Below are 634 nucleotides of genomic sequence, written 5' to 3'. Positions count from 1 at the left end.
CTCCGGATGAGTTCTGCCGTCGCGGTCGCCGCGTCCAGGTCGATATCGACACAGGTGACGGCCGCGCCATGGCGGGCATAGACAAGCGCCGTGGCTTTGCCGACGCCATGGACCGTGTCACTTACCCGCCCAAGGCTCCAGCCTTTCTCGACATCGTTGGCCGTCCCCGCGCCGAACAGCACGACATGTCGTCCTTCGAGCTGGCGCCCGCTTCTTGGATTTGAAAGTGAAGGAATGCTCATCTGACTTTCCGATAGTTGCTGTGTTGGCAGATGCGCAATCCGGGGCTCGGGCGTTTGCGCTAATTGATGGCCGCGTACATGACCTTCTCTTCGGTCGCCTCCAGGGCGGAGAACTCCTCCACCACCTTGCCCTTGCGGAAGACGAGCAGACGGTCCGATAGGGACATGATCTCCGGCAGGTACGACGAGATCACGACTACGGCCTTGCCCTCGTCGGCAAGCTGGTTCAGGTACCTGTGGATCTCAGCGATGGCGCCGACGTCAACGCCACGCGTCGGCTCATCGAAAATGATCAGGTCTGGCTGCTGGATCATCGACTTGGCGATCACCACCTTCTGCTGGTTGCCGCCGGACAGTTCGATTGCCTTGGCCTCAGCGTCGATGGAACGGAT

At 60.9% G+C, this 634-nt stretch carries 1 protein-coding gene and 1 pseudogene; both read right to left on the bottom strand.

Annotation, left to right across the window (positions count from 1 at the left end; genetic code table 11):
- Nucleotides 1–242: pseudogene (locus EN750_RS37880) on the bottom strand (hypothetical protein); the annotation flags it as partial.
- 59 nt (nucleotides 243–301) lie between these two features.
- Nucleotides 302–634: ATP-binding cassette domain-containing protein (locus tag EN750_RS37875; RefSeq protein ID WP_145968365.1), on the bottom strand; the 333-nt coding region annotated here is incomplete at its 5' end.

The sequence above is a fragment of the Mesorhizobium sp. M7A.F.Ca.ET.027.03.2.1 genome, from assembly GCF_003999175.1.
GTDB lineage: Bacteria > Pseudomonadota > Alphaproteobacteria > Rhizobiales > Rhizobiaceae > Mesorhizobium.
This window is presented reverse-complemented; position numbering and strand designations above follow the sequence as displayed.